The organism is Pseudomonas sp. E1BtOHC1, assembly GCF_058744285.1.
On record NZ_CP196023.1, the window covers coordinates 5678319 to 5691028 of the forward strand.

Below are 12710 nucleotides of genomic sequence, written 5' to 3' on the forward strand. Positions count from 1 at the left end.
ATCTTCGTTCGGCGAGTTTTCGTACAGACCTTAGACCTCTGTGACTGCAGCGCAACCTTTATCTGGCCGAAGGCGCGACTGATCGTCCCCAACGAAAAATGCTAATGTCGCCGGCGCAACTGCACCTCTCTTTGCAAAGGATCTGCCATGCCCCCCTCCCTTATCGACCGCTACCGCGGCAGCCTGCTGGGCCTGGCCTGTGGCGACGCGGTCGGCACCAGCGTCGAATTCAAGCCCCGTGGCAGCTTCGCGCCAGTCACCGATCTGCTGGGCGGCGGCCCCTTCAACCTCAAGGCCGGACAGTGGACCGACGACACCTCCATGGCCCTGTGCCTGGGGGAAAGCCTGCTGCGCAAGGACGGCTTCGACCCGGCCGACCAGATGGGCCGCTACCTCAACTGGTGGCAATGGGGCTACTTGAGCGCCACCGGCGAATGCTTCGATATCGGCATGACCGTGCGCCAGGCCCTGAGCGATTTCCAGGAACATGGCCAACCCTTCGCCGGCGCAACCGACCCGCACACCGCCGGTAATGGTTCATTGATGCGCCTGGCGCCCGTGGTGCTGTTTCACTACCCCGACCTGGCCCGGGTCCGTGAATTTGCCGGTGCCAGTTCCCGCACCACCCACGGCGCCGCCGAAGCCGTCGAATGCTGCCAGTTGTTCGCCGGGCTGATCGCCAAGGCCCTGGGTGGCGCCAGCAAGATGGAACTGCGACAGCTCGATGATCAGGGTTTCAGCCAGCACAAGGTCACGGCATTGGCCCAGGGCGGCTACCTGGAGAAAACCCGCGAGCAGATTCGTGGCAGCGGCTACTGCGTCGACTCCCTGGAGGCCGCGCTATGGTGCTTCCAGCACAGTGACAGCTACGCCGAAGCGGTGCTCGCCGCCACTAACCTGGGGGACGACGCCGACACCACTGCCGCCATCGTCGGTCAACTGGCTGGAGCCTTTTATGGCGTCCAGGGGATACCGCCGCACTGGCTGGCCCGGCTGCACATGGGCGATGAAATCCAGGCCATGGCCGACGACCTGCTGCAGGCCGCGCAACGCCACGCCTCTGCCCGACCACTCAACGGCAGTTGCCTGTGCCAGGGCGTGCAATATCAGGTGCAACGCCTGGACATGCCCATCGGTCACTGCCATTGCCGGACCTGCCGCAAGGCCCATGCCGCGGCCTTTGCCTCCACCGCCGGGGTGATGCGCGAGCACTTTCGCTGGACCCGGGGCCAGGAGCTGCTGAGGACGTTCGAGTCCTCGCCGGGCAAGCTGCGGCACTTCTGCTCGGTCTGCGGTTCTCATTTGCTGGCGGAGCGGCCGGGCCAGCCCCACGTGATCCTGCGGGTGGCGACCCTGGACGATGATCCGGGACAGACGCCCCAGGTGCATATCTGGACTTCCCACGATGTGCCCTGGCTGGCCGACGAAGCGCTGCAACGCTGGCCCGAGTGGCAACCCAGCCGCGGCTAGACTGTTTTTTCCTCATTGACCGATTGCGAGACTTTCCATGCGTCCGATCCTGTTGCTGGCCCTTGCGCCGCTGCTGCTGGCTCCATTGGCCCAGGCCTATGAGTGCAACAGCACCACCCAGACCGATATGAACCTGTGCGCCAACGTCCAGCACAAGGCCGCGGACAAGGAGCTGAACACCCTTTACCAACAGATCAACCAGCGCCTGAAAGACCAGCCACACAGCAAAAAGCTGTTGGTCAGCGCACAGCGCGCCTGGGTGGCGTTCCGCGATGCCGAGTGCAGTTTTTCCACCTCGGGCGTGAAAGGTGGCAGCCTGTATCCGGTGGCCTACAGCAACTGCATCACGGCCTTGACCAAGGCCCGCGTGGAGAGTTTCAAACAGTACCTGCAGTGCGAGGAAGGCGATTTGAGCTGCCCGGTGCCCAGACAGTAGGAGCGGGCTTGCCCGCGAAAGCATCGGTGAGGACGCCTCACCGCTTGCGGGCCTGTTCGCCGGCCAGCCGGCTCCTACCACAGGAGCCGGCGGCTGGAGACGCAGTCAGCGGATGAAAATCTGCGTTGTGGTGGCCGCCATGTCGCCACCGGGCAAGGTGATCTTGCCCACCTGCGCCATGCTCTCGGCATCGAAGATCGCCACGTCGTTGAAGGTCCCCGTCAGGTAGATCTTGCTCCCGGCCTTGTTGAACGAAATGCAGTAGTAGGAGTGTTCCAGGGTCGCGGCCTGGAGCAGCTTCTTCTGCTTGATGTCGTACTTGGCCAGACGGTTGAGCACGCCGAACATCAGGTTCGGGTCCTTGGGCGAGCGCATGCCGCTGAAGTAGATTTCGGTCAGCGGACCGAAATCGGTGGTTTCAGTCTTGCCGGTCTTCAAGTCGATGCTGAACAGCCCGTACAGCGGCTCGGCGGTGGCCGGGTCCTGCTGCTTGTCCTTGAATTTCGCCGCGGTGTAGAGCAGCGAGAAATCGTGGCGGTAGGTCTGCTGGTTCCAGATGTAGAGCACGTCGGGGGCGCTGTAGTTGGGGCGTTTCCAGTGCCGGCTGGGGATCAGTACGTCGAACTTGCCGGTCTGTACGTTGACCTTGTACAGGTCCGGACCGGCCACATACAGGCTGCCGTCGTCGCCGCTCTGCATGATGGTCAGCTGGCGCGGCGCAGGGAAGCTGCGCAGCGGCTTGGCATTGAGCCCGGCGTCGGTGGCGTAGACATCCAGCCGCGGCTCCTTGACCTCGTAGCGATCATTAAGCAGCAAGGTCGGGTTGGCCACGGTGTACAACTCCTTGCCGTCGTGGCTGACGGTGAAGGCGAACATCGAGCGCGCCTTCTCTCCCGGGTGCTGGGTGATGCTGGCGTGGAACACCTGCTTGCAGCTGTCGAGCTCGACGCCGTAGACATCCGCGTAGTGGTTGTTCAACACGTAGGCGATCTTGCGGTCCGGCGACAGTTGCACGGTGCCGGGGCCGAAGGCGTCGGGCATCTTGCAGGTCTTGTACAGGCTGTCGCTGGCCAGATCGATGACGTGCAGGTTGTTCGGGTAGTTGGTGGTCACCATGTATTCGTGACCGCTGTTGAGCGCCAGGCTCTCATCGGCCAGGGCACTGAAAGAACAGGCGCCGAGAACCGCGAGTGCGACCAGGCCGCAGGCTTTGATGCTGTGCATGCTGGAATCCTTCTTCTTGTTCATCACTTGTCTTTCGGGAAGACAGTGCCGAGGTTGCGCCAGTTGTCGTTGGAGGCCTGGGCGTCCTTGTTCCAGTCGGGGTAGGTGCTCATCATGTCCGGCACCTGGGCCGGCCACCAGCAAGGGTCGGAGCAGCCGTAGAGGTCGGCCTCCATCGGCTGGCACAGGGACGAAACCCCGCCAAAGGCATCGATTTCCCAACCCGGGTCAGTGGTGGAAGCGCAACCGGCCACGGAGTTCATCGCCAGCACGTCTTCGATCCGGTCCTGGGCCGCAGCCTCGGTCAGTTTCTGAGCTTTGTTATTGATCGGCTTGAGATGTTTCATGTCAGTGAGCCTTGCGCGGAGTGATGTAACTGCTGATGAACGCAGGGTTGTGCGCCATGATCCGGCTGTAGACTTCGATGCCGAAATCCACCCAGTCACGCATCAGTTCGCAATAGTGATAAGTCGGATGCGCCGGGTCGCCATAGCGGGCGTAGCTCTCGTGATAGCAGCCACCGGAACACAGGTTGCGGATGCGGCAGCTGTCGCAGCCGGTGTTGGTCCGGTCCAGGCGTTGGGACAGGAAGTCGTTGAGTTCCACCTGCTTGACCCCGCCGTCATGCACGTTGCCGAAGGTCGGCAGGGATGAGCCGGTGAAGCGGTGGCACAGGTTCAACTCGCCCTTGTGGTCCACCGCCAGCATCTTCAGCCCGGCGCCGCAGGGCAGCGCCTTCTTGTGGCCTTCGTGGATGTCGGTGATCAGTTGGTGCAGGTTGGAGAAACCGATATTGCGGTGCTCCAGGGCCGCCGCAAGGTAACGCCGGCCCAGGCGTTTCATGCTGGCGAAGACTTCGATCAGCTCCTCGCTGCTGAGGTTGAAGCTGCTGATGTCGCCCGAGGTCACCGGGGCGAAACCCACCTCGGCAAACCCCAGCTCGTTGAACAGGTGGTCCCAGATGGTCTCAAGGTCGGTGACTCCAGTGGTCAGGGTCACCCGCGCCCCCACCGGCCGGCTGTCGTAGCGCGACAGGAGCATCTGCGCCTTGCGCCGTACCACGTCATAGGTGCCCTGCCCGCCCACGGTGATGCGGTTGCGGTCGTGCACGGTCTTGGGCCCGTCGATGCTCACCGACAGCCCGAAACGGTGGGCGTTGAGGTAGTCCACTGTCTCTTCGGTAAGCAAGGTGGCGTTGGTGGTCATGACGAACTCGACGAACTTGCCGGCCGCGCGAAAACGCTGTTCGCAGTAGTCCACCATGGCCTCGATCAGCGGCCGGTTGCTCAGGGGCTCACCGCCGAAGAACACCACGGTGTAGCGTTCCTCGTCCGGAGACTCCTGAAGCAGCATCTCCACCGAGGCGATGGCCGTTTCCAGGCCCATCTTCTTGCCCGCCGAGGGCTTGTCCAGGTCTTCCTTGTAGCAGTAGGTGCAACTCAGGTTGCAGCCGGTGTTGACGTTGAGCACCACGGTATTGATCGCTGTGCGCTCGACCCGCTTGATGCCGATTTCCGGGGTCAGGGGCGAGCCGTCGCTGACCAGCTCCAGGGCGATCAGCTCGCGCAGGGTGTCGCTGACATCCACGCCGTCGTAGCTGCCAGCCAGCTGTTGGATCAAGTCTTGCGGGGTACAGCCCGGCCCGCGCAGGGCATCGATGATGCTGCAGGTCAGGGCATCGCTGGCGAACAGCGAACTGCTGGGGATATGGAACAGCATGCGGTCGGCGTCCACCTGCACTTCATGCAGATTGCGCTCCACCAGATTCAGAATTGCGCCCATTACAACCTCCTGTGCAAAGCCCCGCTTTCGGGGCCTGCGGTCATTGCCTGAAAGTGTCTGTCGGTAGCGTTCGACGGCCCTCAGGGAATGGGTGGATTGTTCCAGCGTTGCACGGTGACGATCAGTTGGCCCTCGCCAGTCAGGGCCTTGCCGGCGTCATCCACGGCGGCGATCACCTTGAGGTTGCCGGCGTTGTTGGTGGACATCTTGCGCTGCGGGTTGGGCCCGGCATCGCCCGGGGTGAACACGCCGCTGTCGGCCTGCATGCTGCCGGCGTACTTGACGTCCTCGTCCTTGGCCGCCTGGGCATCGAAGGCCTCGACCTTCCACTGCGCCGGCATCACGCCGATGCGATAGGCCTTGCCGTCGGCGCCCTTGCCCCAGGCCTCGGCATCGAAACGCCCCTGGACCTTGGGCGTGGAACCGCCGCCGTCACCCACTCGGGCCACGGAGAACGCCGGCACCACCTTGACCTCGGCGATGCGGTTGTACACCGCCAGCGTCGCGCCCTTGAGACTGCCGACACTGACCTCGCGCAGGCCCGGCTGGGCCGTCGCGGCAGCCTTGAGCCTGACCCGGATTCGCTCTGGATGCTGCTCCAGCACCTGCACCACCTCGACCCCCTTGCCAAAGCTCGGGGCGCCCGCAAGGCCGGCGCCCACCAGGGTCACTTCGGCCTCTTCACCGGCCTTCAGGTAACCCGGCTGCACCGCCAGCAGTCGGCTGCTGCCCTGCCTGGCGGCGATGAAGTCCAGGCCGCGCTCGTCGTGCTCGGCCTCGAACATCCGCCCTTGCAGGGTATTGCCCTGGGCCGCCAGCACCTGGCGCATGACCACGCCGTCGACAGTGACGTTGCCGCGCCACTCATAACCGTTGTAGAGGATCGCGCTGCCCTCGCCATTGAACGGGCTGCCATCGGCGTACTGGCCCTTGACGCTGACCTCGAACTGATCGCCCTCCCCGGCGCTGACGCTCATCACCCCGGCCAGTTCGCCCTTGCCCGGCAGGTGGCCGCTGAAGCTCCAGTCGCCGGCCAGTGCCGCCGCTTGCGGGCGGGCCTGTTGCCAGGCCTTCCAGGCCGGGTTGTCGAGGGGATAACGCGTGGCCAGCAAGGGCACCATTTCCTTGAGGGCGGTGGGGAACCACTCGCGGTCCCGGGACAGGGCCTGGTACTCCAGGGACGGCCACTGACCGAGGTGGAAATTCACCAGGCGTTCCCATTCCTGGGCCGGGCGCCGTTGCAGGGCGATGCGCGCGCCAGAGTGACAACGGGCGCACATCTGGGTGGTCTGCTCGTCAAAATGCTCGACGGTGTTCAGGCGCCGCTCCAGGGCGTAGCGCACGCCGTCGGTCTCGCTGGGGGCCAGGCCCTGGGTATCGGCCAGGTACTTGACCAGGGTGCGGCGGTCGTCATCGCTGATTTGCAGGCCGTGCATGGTCTGCATGCGGGCAATGCTCATCAGCCAGCCTTCCGGGGTCTTGCGCTGGTGGCTGATGCGGCTCAGGGCGTCCCCGGCCTCAGGGGTATGACAGCCCTGGCAGGTTTCCTTGAGGATGCTCTGCGCATCCCGGGCGGCGAAACTCGAAGGGGCATGCAAGGCGCTACAGGTGGCAATGGCCAGCAGGCTGGCGCTCAGCCTCAGGCGGAGTTTTCTCTTCATCAGGGTCGAACCTCCCACGGTGCTTTCTTATTTTTAGCGAGTCGTTTTTATGGTTTCTGCCATGTCCGGCGATACCGGCCATGGAGGCAAGAGAAACGTCTGAAGCTATGCAATACACGGAGCGTGCCAGCTTACAAACCAGCGCCCGATCAATGACTTAGACAGATGCCTGGGGCGCCATCGGGCTGATGGGTGTTACCCGCCGTACAATTTCGCGACAAACGTCTCAGTCTGAGACAGGGTTTAGCGCTGTACCTGTGGTTTTCTTTGCAATTGGATCTTGCATTTATCCGGCGCCACCGCAGAATCACCCGCGCTTTGCCCGCTCCGCATTCCGGGGCGCTCTGCACTACCCCTCATTTACAAGGAACCTGAAGTTCATGGATAGAAGCGCCTGTGCCCGTCTCGGCTCGCTGATCCTCTCGTTGTCTGCTCTGACCCTGGTCGGATGCAAGGAAGACTCCAGTCCCAAAACCGCCACACTCGCGCCGGCACCGGCTCCGGCGGCCATGGTCATGCCGATCTGCGCCAATGGCGAATGCGCCGTGCTGGACCAGAACGGTGCGGTACTGGTCAGCGCCGACAACGACTACGACGCCGTGGTCGCCCTGCCTCTGGAAAAGAGCTTCCTGTTCGCCAAGGACGGCACCTGGAACCTGGCCAGCGCCGATGGCAAGCAAGTCATCAAGGCCGACTTCACCGATGACCTGCGCCTGCTGACGCCCGGCCTCTTCGGCTTCGGCCAGGACGGCAAGCTGGGGATCATCGACCAGGCCGGCAAGCAGATTCAGCCACCGCGCTTCGACGATCTGTACATCGGCGGCAATGATGACTTCATCGTCTACGAGATCGGCGGCAAGCGCGGCATTCTCAGCGCCACCGGGCAGGTGATCACCGAGGCCGTGTTCGACAGCAGCATGGTCCGCGACGATTTCGCCAAGCGCGGCTGGTGGATGATCGCCGAGCGTGGCAGCGACAAGTGGGCGCTGAACCTCAAGACCGGCGAGCAGAAGAAGATCGACTTCGACAGCATCGACTACTTTGCCAACCAGCATCTGGTGGTCAGCACCGAACAGGGCAAGGCCCTGGCCGATGCCAAGGCTCAGTTGATCAGCGCCGCCACCTACAACTGGATGGGCGAGCCGGGTGACGGCCTGGTGGCCTTCCGCGAAAAATACGACAGCCCCTGCGGCTACATGGACTTCCAGGGCAAGACCGTGATCCAGGCCCAGTTCGGCACCTGCCAGGTGTTCGGCAAGCAGGGCGCGCTGGTCACCGCCAAGAATGCCGACGGCAGCTCCGGCAAGGCCGGGATGATCGATCGCCAGGGTCAGTGGAAGGTGCAACCGGTCTATGACTCGGCGGACCCGGCCGGCTTCAGCCCCCTGGGGATGTTCAAGCACATACCGGGGCTGAACCAGGTCGCGGTGCTGCAGAACGTGTTCAGCGCCACCTTCGGCATCTTCGATGTGGACAAGGGTGTCGAGCTGTTCAAGCCCACCTACGCCCAGATCGGTGCGATCAACGCCGACCTGTTCGTCTTCAGTACCGCCAACAGCCCGACCAAGCAGGCCACCCTGTTCGGCCAGGCCACGCAAGTACGCACCGTGGGCCTGATGGACGCCAGCGGCAAGGTGCTGCTGGAGCCGGGTCAGTATGTCGACATCCACCTGGACAGCAGCGGCCACTACCTGCTGGCCACCGACGACACCTCGCCCCTGGCCACCTCGGCCCTGTATGACCTCAAGGGCAAACGCCTGATCGCCAGCAAGTGGCAGGAACTGGTGGTGGACGAAACCCGCGGTGCGATCTTCGGCTATGCCGTGGAAGGCCTGGGCGACGACCAGACCCGCAGCCTCAAGGCCCTGTATCGCCTGGACGGCACCCCGAGCTTCCAGGTCAGCCAGGTAGAATGCGGCGCCGAACAGGTGCGTGACGGCCAGGACAAGGTGCTGTGGCCGGCCAACCCACAGGACCACTGCCCGCAACCGGACGAAGAAGAAGACCAGGGCGAAGGCGACAACGCTCAGGGCTGAGGCCAGCGGTCACGGTTGGGATCAAGCCTGCTAGGATGCGGGCTTGATCGATTCAGCCAACCGGCCCGGATGGGGCCCGACAGGAACTGTCCCATGCTCAACGCTCTGCTTTTCGACCTTGACGGCACCCTGACCGACACCGACGCCCTGCACCTTCTGGCCCTGCAACAGTTGTTGCACGAAGAAGACGGCCGGGTGTTCACCGAGCAAGAGTTCGCCGCCCACGTCAGCGGCCAGGCCAATGCCAACATGTGCCGTTACCTGTTCCCCGAGCGCAGCGTGGCGGAACATGAGGCCTTCGCCGAACGCAAGGAAGTGCGCTTTCGTCAATTGTCCCCCCAACTCAAGCCCATGCCCGGCCTGCTGCGCCTGCTGGATTTTGCCACCGAGCACGGCATCGGCGTGTGCGTGGTGACCAACGCCCCACGGGCCAACGCCGAGCACATGCTCAAGGTGCTGGGCCTTGAGGAGCGTTTCCAGACGGTCCTGGTGGCCGAGGAACTGCCTCGGGCCAAGCCCGATCCCCTGCCCTACCTCAGCGGCCTGGAATGTCTGCAAGCCAGGGCCGAGCATTCCCTGGCCTTCGAGGACTCGGTCCCCGGGCTGACCGCCGCGGTCAAGGCCGGCATCTGCACCTTCGGCCTGGCCACCAGCCAGCAACCACAGACCCTGCTGAGTGCCGGCGCCCATCGGGTGATTCAGGACTTCGACGACCCGCAGTTGTGGGCCGAGATTCATCGCCGCCTCAACCTGGCCTGAAGGGCGGGCCGCCACGAAGCGGGCGCCCGTGAAGGCACTGAGCATGGATCAGGTCTTGAAAGGAGTATCGCTGGAGCGTGCAGCGGGACGGTTGGCGCAGGCCAACCAGAGCGGAAACGACAGGTGAGGAGCGATAGCTGGGAAACAAACAGGTGGGAAACAGCAGGTCGGAAGCAACAGGTGGGAAACGAGAAGCAGGAAGGAAAAAGTGCTCGCCCATCACTTCGGCAGTGGCACCTAGGCCGAAGTACCCCCTTTGGCTGGGCGAGCAGGGAGGAATATACGCGGGCGCTGGGGACGCTCCTATCGGACAGATCCTAAAACGCGGTGCGATCTGGACAAATGATTTTAGGTTTTTTCCTCAGCACGACCTTTTTTTCACTGTCCTTTCACCTCGCCTCCCTTAGATTGACTACCACTCCTTAACGAATCCCATTTGGCCCGCCTATAGCGGGCTTTTTTTTGCCCGGGCATCCGCCGGCCGGCACAACAGGGTGCCGACCGCGGGCCCGAGTCACTCAGCGAGTCGCGGGCTCCAGGACGGATTCCGCGGCAGGGGTGAACGTCAGCACTCGCTCCGGATAAAACCGCGCCGCGGCATTGAGCACCGCCTGCACCGAAGCGGTGACGATGTTGGCGTGACATCCGGCGCCAAAACGTGAACCGGCAACCCCGGGCCACGCCGCTTCCACAATAGCCAGCGCCTGGGCGTCGGCCCCCGCTCCCAGGTTGCGCTCTTCAAAACTGTCGATGCGCAGCGGCAAGCCCAGGGCCGCCAAGGTCGCAGCAACAGGTCCGTTGCCCACCCCACGCAAGCACAGTTCCTGGCTCCCGAGGCGGGCGATGCGCAACTCGATCCCTTGCCCCTCGGGGGCATCGAACAATCGGTGACCGAGATACACCAGGCTCGCCTCCCCCTCTCCAACAGCCAGGTAGGTGCACTGAAACACCTCCCATAAAGCCTCACTGCTCAGTTCGGCATCACTGGCATCGGCCAGCTTCTGCACGATGGCGCTGAATTCGATCTGCATGCGCCGGGGCATGACGATGCCGTGGTCGCGCTGCAGCAGGAAAGCGATCCCGCCTTTGCCGGACTGACTGTTGACTCGCACGATGCTGTCGTAGGTCCGCCCCAGGTCCTGCGGATCGATGGGCAGATAGGGCACCTCCCAGAAACCGTCGGCCGCCTGGGCGGCAAAGCCTTTGGCGATGGCGTCCTGGTGCGAGCCGGAAAAGGCGGTGAACACCAGATCGCCGACATAGGGATGGCGCGGATGGATCGGCAGCGCCGTGCACTCCTCGGCGACTCGAGCCACCGCAGCGATATCGGAAAAATCCAGCCCGGGGCCGATGCCCTGGGTATAGAGATTCAGGGCCAGGGTCACCAGATCCAGGTTGCCACTGCGCTCACCGTTGCCGAACAGACAACCCTCCACCCGCTGGGCTCCCGCCAGCAACGCCTGTTCGGCACAGGCCACGCCGGTGCCCCGATCGTTGTGCGGGTGCACTGACAGCGTCACCTCATCACGGCGCTCCAGGCGCTTGTGCATCCATTCGATCTGGTCGGCAAAGACGTTGGCCGTGGCCACCTCGACGGTGGTCGGCAAGTTGATGATGATCGGGCGCCCGGGGCCGGCGTCCCAGGTGCGGATCGCGGTGTTGCACATGCGCAGCGACACCTCGAGCTCCGCCATGCAGAACGTTTCGGGGGAGTACTGCAGCACCCATTCGGTTTCCGGGTGCTGATCGGTCAAGTCGCGTAACAGCCTTACATGGCGTTCCACCAGGGCCTCGACCTCGTCCACCGAAAGCCCGAACACCACGCGCCGCCAGACCGGGGCGATGGCGTTGTACAGATGGACGATGACCCGGCGCGCGCCCTGCACGCTGCGTACGGTTTCGCGGATCAGGTCCTCACGCAGTTGGGTCATCACCATGGGGGTGACATCGGCGGGAATCCGCTGCTGTTCCACAAGCTCACGAACCACCTCGAAATCGGTGCGCGAGGCGGCGGGGAATCCCACTTCGATTTCCTTGAAGCCCAGGCGCACCAGTTCCTCGAACAGGCGCAGCTTGCGCTCACGGTTCATCGGCTCGAAGAGCGCCTGGTTGCCATCACGCAGGTCGGTGGACAGCCAGATCGGAGCCTGGGTGATGGTGCGTGACGGCCACTGGCGCGAGTCCAGGTCCACAGGGGCAAAGGCACGATATTTGGTATGTGGATGGGTGAGCATACTGACCTCGAAAGAAGCATGGAGAAGGCAATGGATCTCCCCTGCTTTCAGCATGGAAAGCGCTTCGAGGCCGGAGTCTGGGGGAGATCAGCCTGGGTGCCAGCTTCCTGGCAGCACCGGCAGACCCCGGCCGTAAGGCAGGGGTAGCGCTAGTAGCAGGGTCAGGAAGCGGGGAGTCATGGGCAGTGGCAACCGTCTGGGAGAAAGGAGTGACTGGCAGTCTAGGGGGCTGTCATCTGAATGTACTGCGCTAAACACCCTTTCATTGTCGTGAAATAGACATTTGAACTTATGATGGGCGCCCCATGATCCCTTCCGCTCCGGAGGCGCTGCGCTGCATGTCCGATCTGCTGGTTGTCTCGTCCATCGATTGCCTGTCCATGCCGGTCACCAGCATCGCCGTGGATTACCCCAACGGCCATGAAATACCGGCCCACAGCCATCCCCGCTCTCAGCTGGCCTACGCCATCGAAGGCGTGCTGGTGATCGACACCGAGTCCGGACGCTGGGTGGTACCGCCCAGTCGCGGGGTGTGGCTGCAGGCGGGTGTCGAGCACCGGGTGCGGATGCGCGGCGCGGTGCGCATGCGCAGCCTGTTCATCAACGTCGATGCCATAGCCGGCCTGCCCGAGCATGACTGCGTGATCGAGGTCTCGCCGCTGCTGCGTGAACTGATCCTGGCCGCCGCCCAGGTCGGCACGCAGTATGCGCAGGACAGCCGCGACGGCCGCCTGATGCGCCTGATCCTCGATGAGATGCGCTCGCTGCCGGTGCTGCCGTTCAGCCTGCCGTGGCCCCATGAACCGCGCATGCTGCGGGTGTGCCAGGCGCTGGCGGATGACCCGGCGGACAATCGCACCGCCGAGCAATGGAGTGACCGCCTGGCCATGAGCGCGAAAACCTTCCATCGCCAGTTCCTGCGCCACACCGGCATCACCTTTGGCCGCTGGCGCCAGCAGGCGCGCCTGCTGATGTCCCTGGAGTGCCTGGCCGAGGGCATGCCGGTGGTGCAAGTGGCACTGCAACACGGCTACGACAGCCAGAGCGCCTTCGCCGCCGCCTTCAAGCGCCAGTTCGGCACGCCGCCATCGGAGTTCTACCGCTGACG

The 12710-nt window shown here is 63.8% G+C and carries 10 protein-coding genes and 1 pseudogene; 6 read left to right on the forward strand and 5 right to left on the reverse strand.

Annotated elements, in window-relative coordinates; genetic code table 11:
- Positions 1-147: 147 nt before the first annotated feature.
- From ACSSVC_RS25545 to ACSSVC_RS25555, 3 genes and pseudogenes are all read left to right on the forward strand, one after another.
- Positions 148-1044, forward strand: a pseudogene (locus ACSSVC_RS25545) (ADP-ribosylglycohydrolase family protein); the annotation flags it as partial.
- Positions 1021-1470: a GFA family protein gene (locus ACSSVC_RS25550; protein WP_346636202.1), complete on the forward strand. Its 450-nt coding sequence runs from the start codon at positions 1021-1023 to the stop codon at positions 1468-1470. The pseudogene ACSSVC_RS25545 and the gene ACSSVC_RS25550, both read left to right, overlap by 24 nt.
- A gap of 37 nt (positions 1471-1507) precedes the next feature.
- A complete protein-coding gene (locus tag ACSSVC_RS25555) occupies positions 1508-1906 on the forward strand; it encodes a lysozyme inhibitor LprI family protein (protein ID WP_492611641.1) in 399 nt (132 codons plus the stop codon).
- 105 nt (positions 1907-2011) lie between these two features.
- Here the strand turns inward: ACSSVC_RS25555 and peaD are convergent, their stop codons facing one another.
- The 4 genes from peaD to peaA all read right to left on the reverse strand — a co-directional run bounded on the left by peaD (position 2012) and on the right by peaA (position 6573).
- Positions 2012-3130, reverse strand: coding sequence for a quinohemoprotein amine dehydrogenase subunit beta (gene peaD / locus ACSSVC_RS25560; RefSeq protein WP_346636180.1), 1119 nt, complete (start codon positions 3128-3130; stop codon positions 2012-2014).
- Between the two features lie 23 nt (positions 3131-3153).
- The gene (gene qhpC / locus ACSSVC_RS25565) at positions 3154-3477 is read right to left on the reverse strand and encodes a quinohemoprotein amine dehydrogenase subunit gamma (protein ID WP_102861784.1); all 324 of its coding nucleotides are present in this window, start codon (positions 3475-3477) and stop codon (positions 3154-3156) included.
- Between the two features lies 1 nt (position 3478).
- Positions 3479-4912 carry a quinohemoprotein amine dehydrogenase maturation protein gene (gene peaB, locus ACSSVC_RS25570; RefSeq protein WP_446440640.1) on the reverse strand — a complete coding sequence of 478 codons (1434 nt, stop codon included), beginning with the start codon at positions 4910-4912 and terminating at the stop codon, positions 3479-3481.
- Positions 4913-4992: 80 nt separating this feature from the next.
- Entirely contained in the window at positions 4993-6573 is a 1581-nt protein-coding gene (gene peaA, locus ACSSVC_RS25575; protein ID WP_492611642.1) for a quinohemoprotein amine dehydrogenase subunit alpha, read from the reverse strand.
- Between the two features lie 380 nt (positions 6574-6953).
- Between peaA and ACSSVC_RS25580 the strand changes: the two genes are divergently transcribed.
- Both ACSSVC_RS25580 and ACSSVC_RS25585 read left to right on the forward strand, forming a co-directional pair.
- Positions 6954-8609 (forward strand): WG repeat-containing protein, encoded by a 1656-nt coding sequence (locus tag ACSSVC_RS25580; RefSeq protein WP_346636184.1) that lies wholly within the window; start codon positions 6954-6956, stop codon positions 8607-8609.
- Positions 8610-8702: 93 nt separating this feature from the next.
- Positions 8703-9368: an HAD family hydrolase gene (locus ACSSVC_RS25585; RefSeq protein ID WP_492611643.1), complete on the forward strand. Its 666-nt coding sequence runs from the start codon at positions 8703-8705 to the stop codon at positions 9366-9368.
- Positions 9369-9886: 518 nt separating this feature from the next.
- On the opposite strand, the gene ACSSVC_RS25590 is transcribed toward ACSSVC_RS25585, so the two are convergent.
- A complete protein-coding gene (locus ACSSVC_RS25590; RefSeq protein ID WP_492611644.1) occupies positions 9887-11602 on the reverse strand; it encodes a 2-isopropylmalate synthase in 1716 nt (571 codons plus the stop codon).
- Positions 11603-11940: 338 nt separating this feature from the next.
- Between ACSSVC_RS25590 and ACSSVC_RS25595 the strand changes: the two genes are divergently transcribed.
- A complete protein-coding gene (locus ACSSVC_RS25595) occupies positions 11941-12708 on the forward strand; it encodes an AraC family transcriptional regulator (protein WP_492612591.1) in 768 nt (255 codons plus the stop codon).
- The last annotated feature ends 2 nt before the right edge of the window (positions 12709-12710 follow it).

Coding starts and splice junctions, on each gene's coding strand:
- peaB (WP_446440640.1), bottom strand. CDS start 4,912: ATGGGCGCAATTCTGAATCTGGTGGAGCGCAATCTGCATGAAGTGCAG.
- peaA (WP_492611642.1), bottom strand. CDS start 6,573: ATGAAGAGAAAACTCCGCCTGAGGCTGAGCGCCAGCCTGCTGGCCATT.
- ACSSVC_RS25550 (WP_346636202.1), top strand. CDS start 1,021: ATGGCCGACGACCTGCTGCAGGCCGCGCAACGCCACGCCTCTGCCCGA.
- ACSSVC_RS25590 (WP_492611644.1), bottom strand. CDS start 11,602: ATGCTCACCCATCCACATACCAAATATCGTGCCTTTGCCCCTGTGGAC.
- peaD (WP_346636180.1), bottom strand. CDS start 3,130: ATGCACAGCATCAAAGCCTGCGGCCTGGTCGCACTCGCGGTTCTCGGC.
- ACSSVC_RS25595 (WP_492612591.1), top strand. CDS start 11,941: ATGTCCGATCTGCTGGTTGTCTCGTCCATCGATTGCCTGTCCATGCCG.
- ACSSVC_RS25585 (WP_492611643.1), top strand. CDS start 8,703: ATGCTCAACGCTCTGCTTTTCGACCTTGACGGCACCCTGACCGACACC.
- ACSSVC_RS25555 (WP_492611641.1), top strand. CDS start 1,508: ATGCGTCCGATCCTGTTGCTGGCCCTTGCGCCGCTGCTGCTGGCTCCA.
- ACSSVC_RS25580 (WP_346636184.1), top strand. CDS start 6,954: ATGGATAGAAGCGCCTGTGCCCGTCTCGGCTCGCTGATCCTCTCGTTG.
- qhpC (WP_102861784.1), bottom strand. CDS start 3,477: ATGAAACATCTCAAGCCGATCAATAACAAAGCTCAGAAACTGACCGAG.